The sequence below is a fragment of the Microbulbifer maximicatervae (SeqCode) genome (assembly GCF_052467505.1).
Genome location: NZ_CP174313.1, coordinates 1,062,947 through 1,083,368 on the forward strand (window position 1 = coordinate 1,062,947; position 20,422 = coordinate 1,083,368).

18 protein-coding genes are annotated in these 20,422 nt (G+C 50.3%); 11 read left to right on the forward strand and 7 right to left on the reverse strand.

Going from position 1 to position 20,422, the window contains the following annotated elements:
- Positions 1-98: 98 nt before the first annotated feature.
- The 3 genes from ACJJIN_RS04855 to murI form a co-directional block, all read right to left on the reverse strand.
- The gene (locus ACJJIN_RS04855) at positions 99-3,557 is read right to left on the reverse strand and encodes a UvrD-helicase domain-containing protein (RefSeq protein ID WP_444897105.1); all 3,459 of its coding nucleotides are present in this window, start codon (positions 3,555-3,557) and stop codon (positions 99-101) included.
- Complete coding sequence (locus ACJJIN_RS04860) at positions 3,554-6,253, reverse strand: PD-(D/E)XK nuclease family protein (protein ID WP_444897106.1); 2,700 nt, start codon at positions 6,251-6,253, stop codon at positions 3,554-3,556. The genes ACJJIN_RS04855 and ACJJIN_RS04860 overlap by 4 nt, the downstream gene beginning before the upstream one ends.
- Before the next feature lie 102 nt (positions 6,254-6,355).
- Positions 6,356-7,189 (reverse strand): glutamate racemase, encoded by an 834-nt coding sequence (gene murI / locus ACJJIN_RS04865; RefSeq protein WP_444897107.1) that lies wholly within the window; start codon positions 7,187-7,189, stop codon positions 6,356-6,358.
- Positions 7,190-7,344: 155 nt separating this feature from the next.
- On the opposite strand from murI, the gene ACJJIN_RS04870 reads away from it, so the two are divergent.
- The 8 genes from ACJJIN_RS04870 (at position 7,345) to ACJJIN_RS04905 (ending at position 14,022) form a co-directional block, all read left to right on the forward strand.
- Positions 7,345-8,823, forward strand: coding sequence for a DNA recombination protein RmuC (locus ACJJIN_RS04870; RefSeq protein WP_444897108.1), 1,479 nt, complete (start codon positions 7,345-7,347; stop codon positions 8,821-8,823).
- 6 nt (positions 8,824-8,829) lie between these two features.
- Positions 8,830-9,759 (forward strand): AEC family transporter, encoded by a 930-nt coding sequence (locus ACJJIN_RS04875; RefSeq protein ID WP_444897109.1) that lies wholly within the window; start codon positions 8,830-8,832, stop codon positions 9,757-9,759.
- Positions 9,759-10,223 (forward strand): DUF2489 domain-containing protein, encoded by a 465-nt coding sequence (locus ACJJIN_RS04880; protein ID WP_413665600.1) that lies wholly within the window; start codon positions 9,759-9,761, stop codon positions 10,221-10,223. Before ACJJIN_RS04875 ends, ACJJIN_RS04880 begins: the two co-directional genes overlap by 1 nt.
- 570 nt (positions 10,224-10,793) lie before the next feature.
- Complete coding sequence (locus ACJJIN_RS04885; protein ID WP_444897110.1) at positions 10,794-11,348, forward strand: hypothetical protein; 555 nt, start codon at positions 10,794-10,796, stop codon at positions 11,346-11,348.
- Positions 11,349-11,612: 264 nt separating this feature from the next.
- Entirely contained in the window at positions 11,613-11,864 is a 252-nt protein-coding gene (locus ACJJIN_RS04890; RefSeq protein WP_444897111.1) for a hypothetical protein, read from the forward strand.
- Positions 11,865-12,445: 581 nt separating this feature from the next.
- Entirely contained in the window at positions 12,446-12,901 is a 456-nt protein-coding gene (locus tag ACJJIN_RS04895) for a hypothetical protein (protein WP_444897112.1), read from the forward strand.
- A gap of 98 nt (positions 12,902-12,999) precedes the next feature.
- Positions 13,000-13,422 (forward strand): hypothetical protein, encoded by a 423-nt coding sequence (locus ACJJIN_RS04900; RefSeq protein ID WP_444897113.1) that lies wholly within the window; start codon positions 13,000-13,002, stop codon positions 13,420-13,422.
- A 93-nt stretch (positions 13,423-13,515) separates the two neighbouring features.
- Positions 13,516-14,022, forward strand: a complete 507-nt coding sequence (locus ACJJIN_RS04905) for a hypothetical protein (RefSeq protein WP_444897114.1) — start codon at positions 13,516-13,518, stop codon at positions 14,020-14,022.
- 412 nt (positions 14,023-14,434) lie between these two features.
- On the opposite strand, the gene ACJJIN_RS04910 is transcribed toward ACJJIN_RS04905, so the two are convergent.
- Together ACJJIN_RS04910 and ACJJIN_RS04915 are read right to left on the reverse strand one after the other, a co-directional pair.
- Positions 14,435-14,545 (reverse strand): hypothetical protein, encoded by a 111-nt coding sequence (locus ACJJIN_RS04910; protein WP_444897115.1) that lies wholly within the window; start codon positions 14,543-14,545, stop codon positions 14,435-14,437.
- Positions 14,546-14,865: 320 nt separating this feature from the next.
- Positions 14,866-15,552, reverse strand: a complete 687-nt coding sequence (locus ACJJIN_RS04915; RefSeq protein WP_444897116.1) for a sterol desaturase family protein — start codon at positions 15,550-15,552, stop codon at positions 14,866-14,868.
- Positions 15,553-15,671: 119 nt separating this feature from the next.
- On the opposite strand from ACJJIN_RS04915, the gene ACJJIN_RS04920 reads away from it, so the two are divergent.
- The 3 genes from ACJJIN_RS04920 to ACJJIN_RS04930 all read left to right on the forward strand — a co-directional run bounded on the left by ACJJIN_RS04920 (position 15,672) and on the right by ACJJIN_RS04930 (position 18,374).
- A complete protein-coding gene (locus ACJJIN_RS04920) occupies positions 15,672-16,583 on the forward strand; it encodes a LysR substrate-binding domain-containing protein (protein ID WP_444897117.1) in 912 nt (303 codons plus the stop codon).
- A 211-nt stretch (positions 16,584-16,794) separates the two neighbouring features.
- The gene (gene lepB, locus ACJJIN_RS04925) at positions 16,795-17,442 is read left to right on the forward strand and encodes a signal peptidase I (protein WP_444897118.1); all 648 of its coding nucleotides are present in this window, start codon (positions 16,795-16,797) and stop codon (positions 17,440-17,442) included.
- Positions 17,443-17,570: 128 nt separating this feature from the next.
- Positions 17,571-18,374, forward strand: coding sequence for an amidohydrolase family protein (locus ACJJIN_RS04930; RefSeq protein ID WP_444897119.1), 804 nt, complete (start codon positions 17,571-17,573; stop codon positions 18,372-18,374).
- 69 nt (positions 18,375-18,443) lie between these two features.
- Here ACJJIN_RS04930 and ACJJIN_RS04935 read toward each other — a convergent pair whose 3' ends face one another.
- Both ACJJIN_RS04935 and ACJJIN_RS04940 read right to left on the reverse strand, forming a co-directional pair.
- Positions 18,444-19,613, reverse strand: coding sequence for a cation:proton antiporter domain-containing protein (locus tag ACJJIN_RS04935; protein WP_444897120.1), 1,170 nt, complete (start codon positions 19,611-19,613; stop codon positions 18,444-18,446).
- A 96-nt stretch (positions 19,614-19,709) separates the two neighbouring features.
- Positions 19,710-20,180 (reverse strand): Lrp/AsnC family transcriptional regulator, encoded by a 471-nt coding sequence (locus ACJJIN_RS04940; RefSeq protein WP_108733441.1) that lies wholly within the window; start codon positions 20,178-20,180, stop codon positions 19,710-19,712.
- Between the last annotated feature and the right edge of the window lie 242 nt (positions 20,181-20,422).

Sequence of the window (20,422 nt, forward strand, 5' to 3'; positions counted from 1 at the left end):
GGTTTCATTGGATGTCTCAATGGTTTATATGGGCTATAAGTAATGTGTAAGCCTTCTTTACGAATAGATTAATACCTCGTCACTACGTTCCTTTTATCCTAATCTAACTCCACCAACCTCCGCATTAACGGAAAATACAGTGCACACCGAATATTCCGCTCCCCCCGCGCATAAAAGAGCTTGCGGTAATTCTCCAGCTGATTCCGGTACTGCTCCAGTTGAGCCGCAATAAATTCTTCCTGGCTTTCCTCACCACTGGGCTCAGCCGTTTTGTAGTCGACAATCCAGCGGGTGCCTTCGTTGTCGATAAAGGTGCGGTCCACAATGGAGCGTCGTAACTGCCGGCCACCGCTGTGGAGTTCAAGCTCGCAGGCAGATTCCCTTAGTGAGCCATCCAATAGCCAACGGCCGGTGGGGCAGCTGAGGCTGTTGCGTACGGCGATTTCCACTTTCTCGGCGGCGCGGTCCAGGTTGGTGGCGGATAGCCCCAATTGTTTCAGGCGCAGTTGCCATAGGGGGCGTTGGGCTTCCAGTTTGCTGGGTGTCCAGTCGCTGATATTGGTCTCGGCAATGGTGGCGAGGGTTTCGTGGGCTACGGTGCCGGCGTGTTTTAACCAGCGCAGGGCTACCTGGCCCAGTTCGGGAATATTGTCTTCTTCCTCGGTTTTGGGTTGGTAGTCTGGCATGCGGTATTGGGCCAGCCATTCCTGCCGGGGCATGGCTTGGGGTTGCCATTGGTTGGGCAGGCGCAGTAGGTAGTCGTGATCTCTGCTGGCTTCGTCCTGGTTTAGCAGGGGTTCTTCTGCTTCCAGCCAGTGGCACCAATCGCTTTCCTGGTGGTGCAAAACACTGGGCCAGATACCTGCGAGTAGGGCGGCGCTGCCGGGGGCTTTTAGGTGGCCCTTTTTTTCATCCCGGTTGATGCAGGCCAAAAGATGCAGCGAGCGGATGGCGCGGGTGCAGCCTACATACAATAGGCGCGTGCCTTCCAGGCGTTCGCGCTCGCTGTTGTCGTGCTTCAGGTATTCGAAAACCGGGTCGCGGCCGCCGCGCGCATTTTTGGGGGCGAGCAGGAAGCGGCTTTCGCCTTCGCGGTTGAGCCATTCGCTCCAGCGCAGCAGTTGGTCGCTGCCGGGTTTGCCGCCTTGGTCCAGGCCTGGGATCAGTACGTGTTCGAACTCCAGCCCTTTGGATTTGTGAATGGTCATCACCTGCACTTTGGCATCCTGGGCGGGGCGGGCGTAGAGCTGTTCCAGGGCCAGGGTGAACTGTTGCCAGTCGGTAATGGCTCCGCCGGTATCGAAGGCTTCTAATAATTGCAGAAAATCCTGCACATTATTCAGGTCGGATTTTTGCGCAACGGTGGCGGGGCCGCCCAGTTCCAGCCAGAGGCCTTCAATCCAGGTGCGCAGGGGTTTGCGGCCGCGCTGTTGCCAGGCGTGCAGCAGTTTGGGAGCCACTTGGGCCAGGCGTGTGCGCCCTTCATCGCTGAGCAGGGCGATATCTTCCACTTCCTCCAAGGCCATTAATAATGGGCGCGCGCTGGTATCGGTTACGGTGATATCCCCATTGCCCCAGTTGGCCAGGGTGTAAAGGTCTGGCAGTTGCAGTCCGCACCAGGGGGCGCGAAGTACGGCCAGCCAGCTGATTCGGTCGCTGGAGTCGAGCAGGGCGCGGGTGAGGCTTAGTAAATCCAACACCACCATTTTACTGGCGAGTGGCGCCAGCTCTGGGGCCTGGAAGGAGATATTGGCAGTACTTAGGGCCGGCAGAATTTTTTGCAGATGTTTTTTCTTGCGTACCAGAATGGCGATGCGGCTTTCCGGATCTTGCGCTTGTAATTGCTGCACCAGTTCAACCGCTTGAGTGGCTTCGCGGTTGCGGTCTTCGTCATCGATGCAGCCGTAAAAATTGACTGAGGGCTCGGCCCATTTGCTGCCTTTAAAAGCTTCGGATTCCAGATAGCGCACGGCGCCGCGCCCGATATTGTCCGCTTGCGGAAAGGCCCTTTGGAAAGTCTCGTTGACCCAGTTCACCACTGCGCTTTCGGAGCGGAAATTTACCTGGAGATCGAGGGCTTCCAGGGGGACTTCACCGATACCGCGTTTGCGCGCATCCAGGAAAATACCTACGTTGGCATTGCGGAAGGCGTAACAGGACTGCATGCCGTCGCCGACAATAAATAGGGTGCGGCCGTCTCCCTGCTGCCAGCCGGCAGTGAGTTTTTCCAGTAGTTGTAGCTGGGTGTGGGAGGTGTCCTGGAACTCGTCCACCAGAATATGCTGGGTTTGCAGGTCCAGTTTTAGGGCCAGGTCTGTGGGGTTATCGCTATCGCCCAGGGCGATCAGTGCGGCTTGGGCCACTTCCGTATAGTCGGTGGCGCCCAGCTGTTGGAATACCAGTTTTAGTTCGGCGACTAACTTGGGCAGTACCTGGGCCAGCCCTTGCAGCAGTTGCCATTGGCTCTGTTGCAGTCCGCTGGGGAGTTTGCCTACTTCCCGCAGGGCGGAGAGCAGCGGTTCGTTGCCGGCCAGTTCCGCCAGCAGGTCTTTCATGCGCTGTTTGTATTCTTCGGCGATGGGGCGCTCGGGATCTTTTTTATCTGGCAGGCCAAAACCGAGTTTTTTATTGATGCCGCCGCCTTTGCGCAGATCACCAGTGGTGGTGAGGAGCAGGCTGCCGAGGGCGAGCCAGGCGGGTAGGCCGCTGCTGTCTGTGCTGGGAAAATCGTCCAGTTCGGCGAAGAGGCACAGGCCGTGGCTGGGGTTTTCCTTTTGTAAGTTGCTGCCTGCATAACTGGCCAGCTCCAGCAGTTCCCCGGCATAACTGCCGAGGGCTGTGGTGAGGTCTTGCAGCTTTTCTGCCACCAGTTCGTCGATAACAAAATGGAAATAATCCTGGGCGCCGTCGAAGTTGACGCTCAAAAGTGGGCCGAGCCATTGCTCGCGCTTATCCAGCAAAATACGCAGCAGTTTATTGAGCTGGCCTAGGTCGTTGTCCAGGTGGAGCAGTAGCTGCTGTAGGTCTGCGTCTGGGGTTTCGCCATCGAGGTGTTTGAGCAGGTTCACCACCGCTAGCTCAAAGGCGATTTGAGTGCGCTCCAGGGGTTCACCCGGTGCGCCCAGGCCGCTTTCGATTGGCAGTTGGCTGGCGAGGCTGCGGCAGAGGCCGTCAATGGTTTGAATACGCAGGCGCTGGGGTGTTTGCAGCAGTTCCCATTCCAGCTCGCGATCCCGCTCCAGCAGGGCGCGGGCTAAATCCCAGGTGATGGCATCGTGGGGGTTATCTGGCCGGGCTTGGTCGCGGGCGCTGTGCAGGGCGTCGATCAGGCGCTCGCGCATTTCACCGGCAGCTTTGCGGGTGAAGGTAATGGCCAGCACTTCTTCCGGTTGCTGGCAGGCGGCGAGCAACTTTAATACGCGCTGGGTGAGCAGGCCGGTTTTACCGGAACCCGCCGGGGCAGACACGGCAAAGCTGCGACTGATATCCAGGGCTTGGCTGCGGGCGTCGGCATCGATGGGGCGGCGCAGGGCGGGAGTGGTCACAACTTCGTTCATTCGGTTATTTGCTCCCTTTCCGGCCAGCGGTTCAGGGGCCAGAGTTCACTGTTGTTATCGGTGGGGCGATCAAAGGCGAGGGTGGCTACACCACTGCGATATTCGGTGGCGAGGGATTCCAGGCTGTAGCGCCAGTGCTCCACCAGATTGCTCCAGGTGCCGTAGGGGGATTCCTTTTCGGTATCGCCCACGGCTTTAATGCCGGTGATGGGGTGCTCCAGGTCTCCGCAGCCATTCCATTTGCAGTCGCCGTTGCGCACCTGGCCGAAGGCGATGGCGTGGGCGTCCGGTTGGAATAGGGCGTAGAGCGGCAGCTGGGGTTCGCGGATACGCTGGGTAAGCCAGTCGCGAATACTGGGGACGCCAGTTTTGTAATCGATCACCAATTGTTCGCCGCTGGCGAGTTGGTCCAATCGGTCCAGGCGCAGGTTAAAGTGCAGCCCGCCGATTTCCACGGCTTGTTCCCATTCGACTTTTTCTACGGAGAAATTGGGCCTGTCCAGTTCGACGGATAGCCATTGTTGCAGCAGGCGCTCCAGGCGCTGCTTTTCCATGGCCCAAAATCCGATCGGCAGGTGATTGTATTTTTTGCGCACACTGCCGAGGGAGCGCTCCACCGCGCGCTCGATTTGCGCTTGGCGTTTCTCGTCGTCCATGGTTTGCAGTTGTGCGAGGGTGCCGCACTGTTGCCAGAATTCCGCCAGTACCTGGTGCACCACATTGCCGCGCTCGGCGGGGCCGAGGCCGATATCCGGTTGGGTAAAACTGCTGGCGCCGAGGCGGAAGAGCAACTGCGCATTTAACGGGGACAGGGCTTGGGCCTTGAGCACCGAGGCACCGCCGCGCACCCGTTCGCATTCGGCGGGGGTGAGTGGCGGTAGCTTTTTGTCTTCGATTTTTTCCAGTTGGCAGGCTTGCGCCAGTTGGCTGTAGTGATTGTGCAGGGCGCCTTCGGCAAAGTGCTGGGCTTGTTGCGGGCTTTCAAACAAGCTGCTCAGGCCCTGCTGCACACCATCTTCTTCGCAGGTGTAACTCACGACGATATCGCCGCTGGCATTCTGCAGGTCGGCGGTGAGTTCTCGGGCCAGTTCCAATTCCCGCTCGGCGCTGGCACGGGGCATTTTCCAGTGTTTTTGCCACTGAATTGGCAATAGCGGATTGGGTGCTGGGGCCGGCGGCCATTGCTGTTGGCCGAAGCCGACGAGGCGCAGGTGATCGAAGGCGAGGCCGCCGGCTTCCAGTACCCCGAGAATTTGCAGGGGGCCATCGCGGGTTTCCGCTTGGAAGGGGGTGCGGCTGGCAATCTGACGCAGCAATTGCAGGGCCTGGGTGAGGGTAAGGTTGCCACCGCAGGCGCTGAGTGCGGCGAACTCTTCCAGGATGGACTCCCATTGCATCAGCTGCTGGTATTCCTGGCTGTCCGGGTTGCGGCTGCCGGGCCAATTTAATGCGCTAAGTGTTTCGGAAAAGCGCGCGGCCCAAATTTCAGCGGGCGCTCGCTGCCAGCGCCGGGCGCGTTCGGCCATTTGTTCCAGCTGGCGGGGCAGTTGTGGTGATTCCAAGTGGAGGACTTCTGCGGTGCGTTCGGCCCAGTAGCGCAGGGTTGCGCCGTCGATACGGCGCAGTTCCAGTTTTTGTAAACGGCGGAACAGGGCGCTGCGCAGCCAGGTTTCACTGTCGTCACCCCAGAAGGGGCTGAACAGGATATTTTGCAATTGAGGGTAATCCCATTCGTCTTGCAGTAGCGATAGCAATTGTAAGGCGGCGCTGCCGACCGGTGTTTGCGCCAGTGGCGTACCGGCGGAGAAGTTAAACGGCAGTGTGTAGCGCGGTTGCTGCGGGTCCAGGTATTGGGGTTCGAGCACGCGGGAAAATACCGCTTCCACCTGGGCGCGGCATTGGCCCAGATTATTCACCACTATGCCGACGCTGTGGCCGGGATTTTCGGCGAGCTTTTGCCCAGCCCAAAGGGCTGCCTGGTAGAGTTCTTCATCCAAATCGGCGCAGGCGGCTACGGATAATTCACTTTGCTGGGTAAGTCCCGGCCTTTCATTAACGGCTGTTGCACCTGCGTGAATCAGGGCATTGGCGAGAGGCGAAATCTGGGCAAAGCCGGCGGTATCAATTTGCGGCAGGGGTTCCAGAATGCCTTCTTGGAATGCGCGCAGGATCAGTTGATCACGCTGGTCTGGCGTGATGGCGCTGTGGGCCTGAAGCTCAGTGGCAAAGGCTTTGATCATGGCGCATAGCGGCAGTTCGTCGCTGCGTATAGAGAGTGCGAACTGCTCCAAAAGCGGAGTCAGCGCTTCATCTATTTGCGAGAGATCGGAAATCAGCTGCCATTGGAGCAGCTGCGCCAGGGCGCTATCGGCATCCCGGCACAGTTGCTGGCTGTTGAGCAGTTGCCGATCCAGGGATTCATCCAGGGCGCGCTGCCAGAGTAACTGCCGTTGCTCGCGATTCAATACCTGTTGCAAGGCGGGCTGCCAGTTGCGCTGTTGCAGCTGGAACCAGAGTTTGTCCAGCCAGCTGCGCAGGGATTCCACCGGCGGCGGCATCCAGCAGGCACCGGGCGACTGCTGCGCGGCAAACACCTGTTGGCAGCGGTTGCGCAAACGGTTGTTGGGGGTGAGCAGCAGTCCTCCGGGAGGCAGCTGCGCAAATATTTCGAGAGCGGGAAATGCCGGCTTCAGCATGAATTCGGGTACCGGTAAGGGCTTGTTATTCGGGGAACGGTCGCGGTTTGTGACGGAGCTGTCAACTCTGTTGCGCGGTTCTCATCTTTTAATGGCTTGTTGTTAGGGGCTAGGTGCGAGGGGTTCGGCAACCGGGGCGAACTCGCTGAAGGCCCGTTCTATATTGCCGGTTAGGTCAACCGTGCTGGTGATCAGGCGGCCAGTGTTTGGAGCATCCGGCAGCATCAACTCAAGTTCTTCCAACCACCAGCGTACGCGCCGGGCGATGGCTTCGCCGGAATCCAGCCATTGGATTGAGCGTGGGGCGAACTGGTCCAGTTCTTCTCGCAGCAGGGGAAAGTGAGTGCAGGCCAATACGGCAATATCCACTTGATCGCCGCCGGCGGTGTGGAATACGCGGTGCAAGACCGGCTCCAAATCCTCTGCGGTGATGGCTTCGCCGCGCAGTTTGCTTTCCGCCAGATGCACCAACTCCGGTGCGGGCACATTAATTACCCGGTTGCCGTTGGCAAATTGCTCAATAAGCTCGCGGGTGTAGCGGCGATTGACGGTGCCCTCGGTGGCAATCAGGGCAATAGTGCGGGAACGGCTGGCGGCAGCGGCGGGTTTCACCGCGGGCACAACGCCCACTACGGGTTTCTTCAGTGATTCGCGCAGCTGGGGCAAGGCCAGGGTGCTGGCGGTATTGCAGCCCACTACTAAAATATCGGCACCGCAGTGTTCCATCATGGCCTGGGCCTGCTGGACGATCCGGGGGCGCAATTCCTCTTCGCTTTTGTTGCCGTAGGGGTAAAAGCCGTTGTCCACACCCAGGTGCAAGGTCAGGCCCGGCATCAGGCGGCGGATTTCCCGCGCAATGCTGACGGCGCCCACGCCGGAATCAAAGATCAGGGCGCTGGGGGCTGGGCTATCTGGGTGGGCGCTGTGTTTGTGCATGCGTTCTGGAGTACCAACATCGAAACCAATCCTCCAAGAATACCTAAAACCCCGTAAAAATTCCCGCTGGGTCTTCTCGGGCGCAAACCTATCCCTTGATGCTGAGGTTATCGGCTGGGCTGGCGCGGGGTACTTTCCAGGGGCAAGCTGGTAGAATGGCGCCTTCGCCTGGGCTATTTCCCGGGCAGGCCAGTGGGCGAGGCCCCTGGCAAAATCCTGATTTATCCTTCTCTTTCCGGGTCTGGGAGTACCACTCTATGCCAGCGTTCCCGCTGCAATTGAATGCCGATCATGCGGTGATGGCGGCTGTTGCCATCTTGTTTCTGTTGGGCTTGGTGTTTTGGTTGGCGCGAGCCAGTAGCCGCCGCGCTTTACTGCAGAGCCAAGCCGCTTTGCAGGTGGCCCAGGCGCGTATCGATAGCAGCCGCGAGCGGGAATCCCAACTTGGGGTTGAGGTGGAATCCCTGCGTACCGAGCTGGCGGACAAGCTCCAACAGCTCACGAGAAGCCAAGTGTTGGTAGAAAAAGGGGAGGCGGCCCTGGCGGAGCAGCGCAAGCTGATGGAGCAAATGCGTATTGCCATGGGTGAGCAGTTCGAGAATCTGGCCAACCGGATTTTTGAAGAGAAGCAGCAGAGCTTCGTGCGCCGCAGTGAAGACAGCCTGCGCAAAAGTCTCGATCCGTTGGAGCGTCAGCTGGGGGATTTCCGCAAACGAGTAGAGCATGTTTACGATCGCGAAAATGCTGAGCGCAACAGCCTGCTGGGGCAGATTAAAGCGTTGCGCGAGCAAACCCAGCGCATCAGTGATGAGGCCCTGAACTTGACTTCGGCCCTGAAAGGGGACCGCAAGATTCAGGGTAACTGGGGTGAAGTGGTGCTGGAGCGTTTGCTGGAGGAATCCGGCTTGCAGAAGGGTCGCGAGTACGAAACGCAAGTAACGCTGACGAGTGATGGCCGCAGGCGCCAGCCAGATGTGATTGTGCGCCTGCCGGAAAACAAAGACCTGATTATCGATTCCAAGGTCTCCCTGGTGGATTACGAGCGCTACAGCTCGGCGGAAACCGATGAGGAGCGCACTCAGGCCCTGAAGCAGCATGTGAATTCCCTGCGCGCCCATATCACCGGCCTTAACAAGAAGGCCTACGAGCAGTTGGAGGGTGTTCGCACCCTGGATTTCGTCTTTATTTTCGTGCCCATTGAGGCTGCGTATATGTTGGCTATGCAAGCGGACCCGGACCTGTTCCGTTTCGCGTATGAGAAGCAAATTGTCCTGGTGAGCCCCACCAGCCTGATGGCGACCCTGCGTACCGTCGAGAATATCTGGCGCTACGAGAAACAAAACAAGAACGCGGAAAAAATCGCCGACGAAGCCGGCAAACTGCACGATCAGTTTGCTATGGTGCTGGAGTCACTGGACGTTCTTGGTGACCGCTTGCGCCAAGCGGATGACGCCTACCAGCAGACTTACAAGCGACTGGCGACAGGGCGTGGTAATGCGGTGAAGCGTATTGATAGTCTGCGTAAGCTTGGTGCTAAAACCCGCAAACAAATATCCGCCCAGCTCCGTGACAGGGCTGAGGATTCAGGACAAATGGCGCTTCCTCAGGAAGAGGGAGTTGCTGCGGAAGACTAATTCCCTATGGAAAATATTTCCTTTGCTCTGCTAGTTACAGGCCCGATCTTTTTGATGATTATCGGTGGATACTTGCTTACCAGGCAGGGCATGTTGCATAAATCCTTTATCGACGACGCAACGGTGCTGGTTTTCAACGTGATGCTGCCTGCACTGTTGTTCGATAGTATTTATTCATCGAATGCAAAACCCTCAGAAGAGATCCCCCTTTTAACAGCGGGAATTTTGGGTACCTTCGCGATAATCCCCATATCTTGGCTGATGGCTCGGCCCGTTACTGTGAAGGATCGCAGTGCGTTTATCCAGGGTGCATTTCGTGGAAACGTTGCCATTGTGGGGCTCGCCTGGGTTGAGAAGGCGTTTGGTGAGTCGGGCGTTTCTCACTCGGCAGTGCTGGTTGCAGCGTTGACAATTCAGTTCAATGTATTCGCCGTAATACTTTTTGTTTTTTACAACGAAGAGAAGAAATTCAGCCTGGGCTTGTTGCTGAAGGAGTTGGCAAAGAACCCATTAATCATCGGGGTATTCCTGGCAATTTTGTGCCGGGTGCTGGATATCAAAGTGCCACAAATGGTGCTTGATACCGTTAAAATACTGGGCTCTGCAAGTTTACCAATGGGGCTGATTTGCATTGGTGCGAGTATGAAGCTAGGCCAGCTACTGCGTAGCTCGCCAACAGCGCTGACCTCCTCAGTGCTCAAGTTATTAGGGGTACCGATACTCTCAGTGCTGATTGGCTGGGCCCTGGGTATGAGTCCGACCTATTTGGGCTATTTAATGCTGATCACTGGCTCGCCTTGTGCGATATCGGCCTTTGTGATGGCTCATACCATGGGCGGTAATAGCCAATTGGCGGCCAATATTGTTGGTCTTAGTACAGTGCTCTCTGTTATTTCGGCCAGCATCGGGCTGGCGTTACTTAAGGTGTATATTTAATGACTGTGTTTCCTACTTGGCTGCTGATTGTTGCGGCTTTAGTTATCTTCTCCCTGGCGATTGTAGCTGGCTACTATCTGCGCAAACTATCGATTGCACAGAAGAAGCAGGCCGCGCAGCTAGCTGAGCTAGAGCAGGCTGCAGAGGATCAGCGACAAAGAGTAAATGACAGTATTCAGATTATTGCTCGCACGCTATTGGATGATGGAGTCGGGCTTACCGAAGCTTCGATTCGTATTCGCGTTCTTTTGGATGCACTTCAGGTGGAAGATAAAGTGCGTGAAGAGTTTGTGGCCTTTTACACCATCGCAGAGAAAACCAGTCATATCCCAATTCTCAAAGACTGGAAAGAACTGCCGCGTAAAGAACAGTTCAAGTATGAATTGGAGATGGCGCAAGTAGAGGCGGACTATAAGGATTTTGCGATGGATGCCGCCAAGCGGATTTTGGGGCGTTCTTTTTGAATCTGGAAACTGGAAACTGGAAAATGAATCATTAGACTTGAGTATTTATGTATGTTTCAACGAGCAGAAATCTGCTCGTTGAAATCAGGTGAAGTATTCCCTCCTAAACAATCTGCTGCTGGAACCAGATTGCTTTTTTATAAAATATCTAATTCATAAAAATATATTCCAATTAATTCACCAGCCATCAGCTGTAAACGCCAGCATCGACTACATCTCCATATTTTTATAGGTTGACATCAAGCTAGGTTTTTAGCCTAATCCGCTCAAGATACCTAAAGCCAAAACCAACTTCATTGGTTTGCACTATTTTGAAATTGGCTAACTCATTGATTTTCAATGAAGTTTGCAGGTTTTCTAAGGTGGGGGAAGTGGGTAGGTGTCGAGCCGATGTTATCTATCTACCCTGTGACTCTATCGTCAATATCTTCTATTTATTAAAGCCTCTATTTTCTGAGGCTTAACCAGATATGAAATGTAGGGCGTGATGATATCTGGATGCCCATATAATTCTATCGGTGGGTGCGGTTATTGAAAAGTACGTGGTCGAAGTTTTAAGTGAAATGTCAAATGAATAAAGTTATTAAGAATATATTTCTATTCTGCCTGTGTATACCGGGGGTAGGTTTTTCTCAATCAAGTGAAGATTTGGCTCGAGAAATATTTATCGATGATGTCGCCAAAAAAGAATCTGCAGACCTCAAAGAACTCTTCGATGAACAAAGAGAGGACTTTATAAAGTTATATGAGCCTCTCTATGGGGTTAGTGAAGTGTCGCCGGAAATTGTTGCCATGGAAGAACAGTTGTACATGGATTTGGTGTCTTCCAATGTATTTAAGTTCGACCCCAAGGAGCTTGAGGAATTACTGGTTAATAATATTGTTTCAATGCTCACTTTTGAAGAGTTGCTGGAGTTAAGGGAGATTAATCAAAGGCCAGTTTTTAAAAAGCTAGATCGTATAAATGAAGTGACGATGAAAGCAACACAGCTGCATATGGATGCGTGGCAAAAAGATAATTTAAGGTTAATAGAGTACTTCGTGGAAAGGAATGAAAGGAAGTTGATGAGATTGGAGGAGTTAATAGAACTTCGCAAGAAGGATAGAGACAAGTCCGGATTATAACAGGGTAGAGCATTTTGAGTGCTCAGGCTAATGGTGCAGCGTGAGTTTGATCGCTGGTGGTTGATTATCTTCCGCAAAAGTCAACAATTTCTCAAATGTAATTCGGCATCCCAATTTGGGAGGGCCGTGATTGATAATGTATCGGTTGTGAGCCTTGTTGTAGGATGTCAAATATATGTTTTGCATTGTAGATTCAATGCAATTGGCACGCATAAAGTTTCCAGAATAGACCGCCGCTGCTCACGATATTAGGAGCATAAATTAATGATCTTTAAAGCTATACAATTACTTATTCCTGCGGTTATGATTTTATTTGGGTTTTTCCAGACGATTGTATATCTGAGGATGCGCAAAACATTCGGCAATTGGCCTGTGGTAGTTGGAGAGATCACTCACTCCCGATTGCTGAATCAATTGGATTCCAATGGAAAAAAGGTAACTGAAGCAATAATTGCCTTCAATTATAAATTTAGAGGAAGAGAGTATAAATCCGAAATGCCAGTTTTGCGAGGTTAGGACCTGTTTCCGAGTTTGGAATATGAATCTTACCTTACCAAAAAATACCGGCCAGGAGATATTGTTGACGTTCGGGTTAACCCAAAAGTCAGTGGTCTTGCATATTTAGAGGTGGCACCGTTCAGTCGACTAAGTGCCATTTTGGTGCCTTTGTTACCAGTTTTGGGTATTACTCTAATTGTTTTATTTAAGAGTAGCTATTTCGTAGATTTGTACGGATATTTATTGTTGCAGTATGATTTAGCGATGTACTAGTTGCGAATTCGCTAAGAAAAGTTGCATCTTGAGTGCCTGATCTTTAAATCAATTTGGGATGCTGCGTTGAGATAGTCGGGGCGGTTGGTTTTTTGTAAGCGCCTGAGGTCGGTTTTATGTGTAGTTCGTGTGAGCATCCTGTTTTTCCTAAAGCTAGATTTATGCTTCCAGTTTTTTTCAAGGAATGTATGTGTTGTTAAGTAGGGGGCTGGAAATGCTGTAAAGAGCTATTTGGAGAGTCGATGTGCAATGTTTATGATTTAGAGGGTATCTTCCGGGTCGATTGTAATATATCCAAAACCCCGGCCACCCTCATATAGAGTGTTATGGTTGCTACCGTATTTAGTATGAGAAAAATTGAAAATTACACTATTCAAGAGTTACAAGAAGCCATTGATGGAATGGACCAGGGAAAATATCCAGAAAGGCATGGTAATCTGAAAGCTGAACTTTCTAAGAAAAAGATGGAAGTCCAAGAGCTGAATAATAGGATTGCAGGGCTGTCAGGATCAATTCCCCGGCAAGGAGCGATTGAGGAAAGCCGAAATCAATTTACGTTTAAACGTTGCTTTTTAGCATGCTGTTGCAGTATCGGGTTATTATGGTTGGTTCTCGGAGTTCTTGGTTTTTTTGGCTTTGGAACTGTCACTGCAAACGGTGAGCAGGTGCAGGGTGTTAGCGCATTAGTTACCTCAGTGCTGGGTGGCGGCATGAGCTGCTTAATGGTAGGTACCGTAGTTTGGCTGGGTGAGAAGGCCCTACGAGTTTTTGAAGATGCATAAAAGTTAGGCAGCTGAAGTGGTAATTCGTTAAGCTTTAACAGAAAAAACTGACATTGAAGTGAAAGTATTGGATATGTTAGCGAGTTAGGTAAAAAATAGTGAAGATAGAAGTAAGGCAAATGTTTCGGTCAAATGGATTGATTGATGATCTTGTCTTAAGTGCGAAGTCAGAAGATTACTTGCTGTTCGCTGATGCTGTTGGAAAAGCCATTGGGGAAAATGAGTCAGTGCTAGTGATATCTGAGTCAGAAATATCAATCGAGATTATTTGTGATGAGACAAAAGAGGAGCTTTTCACGGCTCTTCAGAACAAAGCTAACGATTACTTTTCAATGGATGATTGGAATAGCCGGAATATTTTAAGGGTGTACGGAAGTGCTGGCATCCTTGCTAGCTTTCAGCGGTTTCTGGTCAAGCTAGCTGGGCGTGGCCCAGGTTACAGCTATATTAGTGAATACTCAGAGGATTATAGTTACTCAATTTTTTCACCTGAGTGGAGGCTTCACATAGAACCCTCTTGAAGATCAATACACTTTACATTTGTAGCCTGATAGTTTATGCCGTATTGTGCTACTTCTCTGTAAAGGGTGGTTGAGGTGTTGTGAGTGAATTAAGTGATGACTGCTATTTTTTTTGGGATGGTTTTATTTGTTCTTCTTATCTTGGGGCTGCTTGGAGTCATTTTCTTGATTCCATTGTGGGTAAAGATGTCAACCGAGTCAGAAGGAGATCCGAATCATATTTATAGTATTTTTTGGGATGAGGCTGGCTTTCAAGGAGACAAAATTATATCAGCTTCAGGGTGCCTTTTTCCGTTCCTGATTTTGGCTAGCCCCAATCTCGATGTTGAGGGGTTGGTTTTTTGTATTGCCGTTTCTGTAATTTTTGGGCTATATCATTCATCTGTTTATAGAGGTTATGCAGTAATTACTAGGAAAATGAAATGGGCTGCGTTAGTAGCTCTATGTATGCTTGCTGCAGTCGGCTTTCTTGTAAGATTTCAAATCTTATCTGATTTTTATATGGTTTTCTGTATTGCTTCAACAGGTGCTGCTTGGGGTGGTTATGCGGTCTATAGGCGGGCTTATCTAATACGTACTGAAAGATTGGCTAGCAGATAAATTACATAAAGTTAAATGGCTTTATATGCTAAATGGCAATACTTGCTATTGATTATGCCATTAGTAATGGATTGGGAAGTTTAGAGTTGGCGCTTAGAGATCATGAGGAGGCAAATTTCATTCGTTACATATAGGTCCTAGACTACTTTATGTTTCTGAGGGGCAGGCTGTTATCGTACTAGGTTGGTCGCACAAGTTAGCCTTTGGATGTTAAAGCACCCGATTGATATGTCTTACTCATAAAGCAAGCCTGCGGCTGAATACCTTTCCTGCAAAACTATGTCTGCACACGAAAATTTCAATGATTTTGGGGGCAGAATTATGAGTATACCACCAAACCCCCTCTATTTATTGTGTTCGTAGTAGCATGATCGAAGCATTTTGATCCTCCCCTTCAACTACGGACACTCCACTAAGCGGCTAGTTGTTTCTCAAGCGCCTTAGGGTTGAGATAGCCATTGGCGCTGTGTAGGCGATTTCGATTGTAGTTTATCTCCATATACTCAAATACGGTTTCTCTCATGGGGCACCTTGTGGGAAAGCGGTTACCATGAATTGCTTCTACTTTAAGTGAGCTGAAGACAAGTGGCAGCGGGTCACCTTGAGCCAGGTACAGCTAGCCAGCTATATTGCCAATTACTCAGATATTCTCTCTCTGTGTGAGGAAATCAAACGAAAAATTAGAAAAATTTTGATCTCATGGCCTTCCATGAGGAGTTTCTAAGTTTTGGTAATGCGCCAGTGCCAATTATCAGAGAGTTAACGCTGGCAAGATTACAGGAAGAAGATCAAGATCAAAGGCAGAACCTAGTGCGTAATAAGGTACAAGTAATCTACAAACTATCAGTCGCGAAAATCGTCAAAGGAATCCTGAGGCTCCCAATAGAAAGTGCCTAATAAAAGGTCGAATAGCGGAAAAGTTAAATTGAAATTATAAATTTTCATTAGTTTACGGTGATGGTGAATTCTGTGTAAGTGGGCTAACTCACGAAACACAGGCACTTTATGAAACCAGTGACTCTTGGGTTGGTGATAACCGATATGCATTAGCTCATAAGCCAGGTGATTTAATATCATGGTTGCCGCTGTGATATATCCCATATTACCTGAAGCCACCCAGGATAGAAAAAAACCACAAAGTGGAGCCAGAAAAAAAGTGATAACAGCTGTTAGATAGATTGGAAACAGCACTATACGCCAATCACGAGTTGATTCAAAAGACAGCAATGGTGCAGAAAAGAAACTGTGGTGATCGCCAGTATGCCTCTTGTAAAACAGTTTGGTAAATCTCAACTTATTATGCCCAGACCAGCGATGGGCGGCATACTCTACAGCGTTGTAAGCAAGAATTCCCAGTGGAATTATTAGCAGTTCATGCGCCCTCAGCTCACTTATTTGAAAAATACAGTAAATAGCACCGATTAGGCTGATCAGTAGAATACTCCCTAAATGGAGCCAGCCGCTATAGCGGCTATGGGCATAGGCTCTATATTGCTCTCTGAAAGCCGCCGTATCATGCATGTTCGACATATTTCACCTGACTTTTTATAGTATTTACGGTTTTTCATGCTGTTGACGATAAATATAATTAGGGACATTATGTATCGTCTAATAAATAATTATTAAATGCATTATTCATCAGGTTGATAATGTCTACGCATCTTAGATCACTGGATTTAAATCTGCTTCCCGTTTTTGAAGCACTTATGATTGAACGAAACCTGACCAGAGCCGCAGTGAAACTGCATATGAGCCAACCGGCCGTCAGTGCTGCCCTCAAGCGGTTGAGAGCTACTTATGAAGATGAGCTTTTTATACGGACCGCTAGGGGATTGCGCCCCACTGAACGCGCACTGGTACTGCACCCCTCTATTCACCAGGCACTCAACACCGTCCGTTCAGGCTTCCAGCAAACGTCTTTTGATTACCGCAAAGCAGAGCAGGAATTCTCCATCGTTATGCCCGATGTGGTGGAAACTCTGATGATCCCCGGCTTCTGCAAATGGCTGCGAGAATTTGCACCCGGCATCGGGCTTACTGTACTCCCCGATGAGTCAGAAATGACAGCCAGAATGGTGAGTAATGGGGAAGTAGACCTAATCATTGACTACCTACCTGTCAATTCCCCCAGCTATATTAACCAGCCTATCGCAGAAGAAGAGCTTGTGATTATTGTCAGCAAACATAATAAAAATGTGGGTGAGACAATCAGTGAAAAAAAATTCCAATCGCTGCCACAAGTATCCCTATTAAGAGGAAACCCTATGGGCTCTCCAATGGAAAGGCTAGCCAGGCCTAGAAAGTTACAGCGCAATATTTGTTTACGAGTCCCACACCTCTCGTCTTTCCCCTATGTGGTTTGCACAACCGATTTAATTGGCGTTGTACCAGCGAGAATGATGATTTCAAGCTATTATAAAGAGCTCCCCATACGTATGCTCAAACTGCCAATGGCATTTCCAAAGGTAGTACTTCAGCTCACCTGGCATAAGTCGCAGACAACAAATCCAGCTCATCGCTGGCTAAGGGAAAAGATTTTGGAGCTTTATCCGAGTTTATAAACGCCGTGTAATACGAGTGCCCTTTGATATTTATGGCTCCCTTTTTTAGTACGGATGTGCTGCAAATAGAGTAATCCTTTTCGAACGTTCTGATAAGGATAATGTCCCACCTAATGAAAGCTAAAGGCTGATTTTTTAGTTTTCAGAGGTTCTGTTATTTCTGAGTGATCAGTTTTAAGTGGTGCGTTGCCCTGGGAAAGGAGTTTAGGGAATGAGCAGGTTTAGTTTTAAGGGTGCGGTAAGAAACAACCGCGGTGCAATATTGTTTCTATTTCTTATGTACTTTTTCAAGTCAGCGTATGCCGATTGGTCTCCAGTACCAAGTGGGTCTATGGAGCCTACTATTCATCCTGGTGACTTTTTGTGGGTAGATAAGACGAGCTATGGGCCAACTTTATTTTTCTTCAATAAGCAGGTTGCTCAATGGGGGAACCCTTCCAGGGGAGATGTTATTACCTTTTTGCCACCTCACACTGATCAACTATATGTGAAGCGTGTAATAGGCGTCCCTGGTGATAGCTTACGTATTGAAGGGGTGAATGTGTTTGTTAATGGGGCTCAGCTTGAGTATCGCCTGGAAAGTGGGGTGGGTTCGGACATCCTGGGTAGGGAAGTCATTGATGGCAGGGAGCATCAGTTCAAGCTTAGTGGTAATAAGAAATTGCCATACATTGGGAAGACTATTGAGATCCCAGAAGGTAAGTACTTTGTCATGGGAGATCATCGCAACGATAGCTTGGATTCGAGATATTGGGGTTTGGTTGATCGTGATAGGGTTATGGGCAAAGTTACCTCTTTAGCGTTTTCCTTCTCTAAGGAAAGAGATTTCTTTAGTAGTGTGGCGATGCCCCTCAAGTAGGTAGTTAATAATATTTCTTTAAAAGGGAGCAGCTATTCACTGGTAATACTTGTGCTTCCAGGGAATAGAGGGAGGGATTAGTGCTTCTCCTTCCCGGTTAAGGATTGCAATAGCAGGGAGTTGCTAACATGAAAGTGATTGATGTTTGGGCCCAGCATCCTACAGAGCGTTTTCTTGCTGAACCTTTCTTTGATACTTTGAAGCGCTGGATGGGGCAGGATTTTAAAGAAGTGCCCCTTGAGTGGACCCTGTCAGCTATGGATATGGCAGATGTGTCCAAGGCATTGATTTCTGCTTGGCATGGACCGAGCGGGGCCTTGATTAGCAACGATGAAGTACTGGATCTTACTTTAACTCATCCTGACAGGTTTTGCGGTCTGGCATCAGTGGACTTGCGAAAGCCAGTAGAGGCTGTGCAAACCCTGCGCAAGTATGTTTTGGAGCATGACTTTAAAGGGTTGCGTATTGTGCAGTGGCTCTGGGAGTTGCCTTGTACTCACCCTTTGTATTATCCGCTATATGCCGCTTGTGTTGAGCTGGATGTGCCAGTTTGTTTGCAAGTGGGTCTTACCGGGCCGTTGCGCAGCTCTGATTCTGGCCGTCCTGCTCATATTGAGCGGATTGCTCTCGATTTTCCCGATCTAAAGATTGTCTGCGGCCATATTGGGTATCCTTGGCACAATGAAATGATCGCTTTTGCGACCAAGTTTCCCAATGTCTACATAGATACTTCTGCTTATAAGCCAAAAAGGTACCCCCGCGAGTTGGTTTCATTTATCAAGTCTCACGGTAAGAATAAGGTGATGTTCGGGACTAATTATCCCATGCTGACACCGGAGATGTGTTTAAAGGAAATGCACCTTCTGGAGTTGGGGAATGAGGTTGCCGAGCTCTTCTTATATAAGAATGCTGAAAGGGTGTTTAAGCTTTAATAAGCTGTCACCATTGTTAGTCGATTGCAGTGGTCTGCTAAATCCTGCTACAGGAAGAGACTAAGAGGTTTAGTCTCTTCGCAACTCATCCTTGATTGCAATGGGATTGGGAAAGTTCATCACCACAATGTAAGACGACACCAGGAATGTAAGGATCGCGGTTGCCTGGATTAAATGTGATGCTGCGCTGCCAATCAGGTTTTGCGTATAAGCGAGCAGGGCGATTAATAGGGAAAATTCACTAATTTGCCCAAGTCGAAATCCAATATCCCACGAGAGCACTTTGTGCTCACTGCGATTTCCAAGTAGGAAGTGAAATACAACGGGTTTTATTACCAGAACTGCGGCGGCTGTGACCAGGGCAGGGAGTAGAATTTCGGGCAGCATGGCCAGCTTGAATTGCGCTCCGAGGCTGAAAAAGAACAGGATCAGGAAGAAGTCTCGCAGAGGTTTAAGGCTGAGGGCGATGTACTGTGAAATCCGGCTGGCAGCCAGCGTGATACCACCAATAAATGCGCCGATCTCTCTTGAAAGGCCAACAACTTCTGCCAGCTCTGCCATTCCCATGCACCATCCAAGTGCCATTAAGAATACGTATTCGTGGAAGCGGTCAAAGCGGGTAAAAAGTGGTAATAAAATATATTTTACTATTAGCCAGGCAAAAAGGATCAGCAGTGGCAGCGATCCAAAGGAGAGAGCCAATTGCCAGATCTGTTCGTCACCGGTGTTATCACTCAGCAGTACCATTAGGCAGACTATTGCCACAAAGTCCTGAAAAAGAAGAAGTCCCACCATAAGTTCACCCAAGTGCTTGTGGTGAAGTACGGTCGTGGGAAGCAGTTTGATACCGATAATGGTGCTAGAGAACATCAGCGCCATGCCGATTACCCAGGATTCAACGGTAGTAAATCCAAACAGCAAGCCTATGCCAAAGCCAAGGCCGAGGAAGATCGCACAGCTTACAACCCCCACAAATGTAGCTTTGCGCAATACAGCTACCAGCGCTTGAGGCTGCATATCCAGCCCCAACAGGAAGAGCAGGAAGATAATCCCAACGCTGGACATATCGGATAGAAGTCGCAGGTTGTCGATTACTGCAAAGCCGGATGGGCCGAGTAAAACACCGAGAGCGATGTAAGCGACCAGAAGTGGTTGTCGTCCAAAAAGAGCCAGTGAGGCAACAATTGCTGCGCCACTAAAGATCAAGAAAAATGATTGGAAAAGGGAGCTGTCCGCCACAGGCCATCCTTGTGTGTGAGCGAGATTTAACCATTATCCATAGATGTGCGAACAGCTGAAAGGGCTATGTGCCTACCAAGTGGTTGCGCTGAGACTTTACTCACCGGATGGAATCGGTAACTCGGTAGTGCTTTTGATCTGTTCCAAGGCAAAGTTGGAGACAATATCGCTGATGCCGACATGCCGGATTAACTCCTTGTAAAAACGGTCGTAGGCCGTGATATCGCTTACAACCACTCGCAACAGGTAATCGTAGTCGCCTGCCATACGGTAGCAAGCCACAACCTCTGGCAACTGTGCCATATGTTCGGCAAAGTTGTCGGCCCACTCCGGTGTGTGCTGGTCAGTTTTAACCTGGGCAAACACTGAGACCGGAAGTCCTAAAATCTCGGCATTAAGCAAGGCGACTTTGCGTCGAATGATGCCGCTCTTTTCCAGTTTCTGCACCCTGCGCCAGCATGGGGTTTTTGTCAGGCCCACACGCTCCGCCAGCTCCTCGATCGAAAGGCTGACGTCAGATTGCAGAATCGCAAGAAGTTTTCTATCAATCGCGTCAAGTGAGGACATAGTGCTATGCGCTCCCTATAAGGTAGGGGTTTTGTGTCCTTGCGCTGATTACATTGCCTCCCTGGCTACCCCTAACGGTATTTGGGCGAGTGGGTGTGGGGGCTATTGGATGAAAGTCATCGAACTACCATCACACCTACTGCAGATACGATAGGCTCAGGGGGAGAGTGCTGGTAGTGGAATTTCCCTAGATGTGCAACGCTTCTGGGGGAGCTTTTTAGTAGAGGTGAGATTGGGCGGAA